Below are 2201 nucleotides of genomic sequence, written 5' to 3' on the forward strand. Positions count from 1 at the left end.
GGGCGGGGCGGGGCGCGGACGGCGGGGTCAGTCCCGGTGCATCAGGGGGGCGATCTCGCGTTCCCCGACGCGCTCGCGCAGGGCGGGGTCGGTGACACCGAGGCCCGGCCGGTCCGCCAGGCACAGCACACCCACCTTGCCGATGTGCCGGTTGGCCTGTAAGAGGCGGGCGGCCTCGCCCACCTCGGCGAGCGGGTACGTGACGGACAGCGCGGTCCTGATCGCTCCCAGGCCGATGAGCCGGTTGGTCTCCCACTGCTCCTGGAGGTTCGCGCCGTGGCTGCCGATGATGCGTTTGAGCCGCATCCACAGGTAGCGGTTGTCGAACTCGTGCCGGTAGCCCGTGCTGGAGCCGCAGGTGACCACGGTTCCGCCGCGGCGCACGACGAAGACCGACACGCCGAACGTGGCGCGGCCGACGTGCTCGAAGACGACGTGCGGGTCCTCGCCCACCTGGGAGCGGATGATCCTGCCGAGGCGTTTGCCGGCTTCCACGACCTCGGCGGGGGTGTCCCCGCCCAGGCCGATCTCCTGGCGGTCGATGACGACCTCGCAGCCGAGCCTGCGGGCGGCCTCGGCTTTCCGGGGGCCGCTGACCACGCCCACCGGGATGCCGCCGCCGTTGCGCACGAACTGTGCGGCGTAGACGCCCAGGCCGCCGGTGGCCCCCCAGATGAGGACGACGTCGCCCTGCTTGATGCGCGCGCCGCGGTCACCGACCAGCATCCGGTAGGCCGTCGCGGCGCACAGCGGGTTCACCGCGGCTTCCTCCCACGTCAGGTGGGGCGCTTTGGGGAGGAGCTGGCTGGCTCGGGCGACGGCGTAGTGGGCGAGGCCGCCGAAGTTGGTCTCGAAGCCCCAGGCCCGCTGGTCGGAGCCGAGCATGCCGTCGCCGTGGGTCGCCGGCTCCTCCGCGTCGACGTAGGCGGTGGCCACGACGACGTGGTCGCCCGGGTGCCAGCGGCGGACCCCTGACCCGGTGCGGACCACGATGCCGGCGGCGTCCGACCCGAGGACGTGGTGGGGCAGGTCGTGGCGGGCCGACCAGGGGTCCTGGCGGGCGTAGTGCCGCAGGAACGCGAAGGTGGGCACCGGCTCGAAGATGGCCGACCAGACGGTGTTGTAGTTGATGCCGCTGGCCATGACGGCCACGACGACCTCGTCGGGGGCGAGTTCGGGCATCGGGACCTCGCCGACGCGCAGTGACTTGCGCACGTCCTTGTCCGCGACGCCCTCGAACAGTCCGATGTCGTCGGCGCGCACGTGGGCCGCGGTGTACTGCGCGGGCAGCGGCAGGGCCGCCAGCTCCTCGCCCGCCGCTCCGGCCAGGACCGCCTCGGTCATCGCTTCCATGTCGTACTCCCCCTTCGGTTCACGGGTTGTCGCCGGGTGCGCGGACCGTGTCGATCCGCCCCGGCAGGGTGTGGCCGCCGATGTGCTCCCGCAGGTGGGCCCGCAGGACCGCGGTCGGCAGCGTCGTCACGGCGACGGCGACGGCGACGGTGCCGCGGGGGGTGGCGCGGGCCTCCACACGCGCGGCGTCCACCCCGGGGCAGGCGGCGAGCACCCGCTCGACGAGCGGCACGTCGATGAAGCCGCGGTGGCGCAGCCAGCGCCGCCCGTCGCGGCCCAGGTACTCCAGGCGGCCGTCCGGTGTGATCCGTCCGAGGTGCCCGGTGAGTGCCGGCGCCGCGGTGCCGGGCCCGCTGGTGACGGCGATCCGGCCGGGTACGCCGGCGGGCAGGGCGCGCCCGTCGGGTCCGTGCACGGTGGCCGTCCGGCCGGGTGCCGGGGTCAGCAGCGGCGGCCGGACCGGGTCGGCGCCGGGCAGGGCGGCCCAGCCGTGCACGGTGCCGTCGTCGATCCAGTGCGCGCCCAGCACACGGCCGTCGCCGGACCAGCGGGCGAGTGCGGCGGTCAGGCGCAGTTGATCGAAGGGGACGACGAGTTCCCGGACGCCAGGCGCGGCGCGGGAGGCGGTGCCGGCGGCGGCCAGCGGTGCGCACAGCCGCCGCACGGGGGCGCCGCCGGGGGGCGGCCCGCCGGTGGTGAAGGCCGTGCCGCGCAGCCGGGCCAGGGCGGCCTCGACCGGCTGCGCGGCGTCCGGCGGCCCCTGCCACCAGGTGGGTCCTGCCGGTCCAGGGGCGGACGGGAGGGCGGCCGCCGTGCTGCTCGCGGCGTCCTGCGGGCCTGCGGGGCGG

1 protein-coding gene and 1 pseudogene are annotated in these 2201 nt (G+C 75.9%); both read right to left on the reverse strand.

The window, feature by feature from the left end:
* Positions 1 to 27 precede the first annotated feature (27 nt).
* The gene (gene ccrA / locus V7E46_RS33350) at positions 28 to 1353 is read right to left on the reverse strand and encodes a crotonyl-CoA carboxylase/reductase (RefSeq protein ID WP_333771900.1); all 1326 of its coding nucleotides are present in this window, start codon (positions 1351 to 1353) and stop codon (positions 28 to 30) included.
* Positions 1354 to 1372: 19 nt separating this feature from the next.
* Positions 1373 to 2201 (reverse strand): annotated as a pseudogene (locus V7E46_RS33355) (hypothetical protein); the annotation flags it as partial.

Source organism: Streptomyces sp. IBSBF 2435 (assembly GCF_036815005.1).
Taxonomy (GTDB): Bacteria; Actinomycetota; Actinomycetes; order Streptomycetales; family Streptomycetaceae; genus Actinacidiphila.

Excerpts from the sequence above, each read along its gene's own strand:
- ccrA (WP_333771900.1), bottom strand. The coding sequence starts at position 1,353 with ATGGAAGCGATGACCGAGGCGGTCCTGGCCGGAGCGGCGGGCGAGGAG.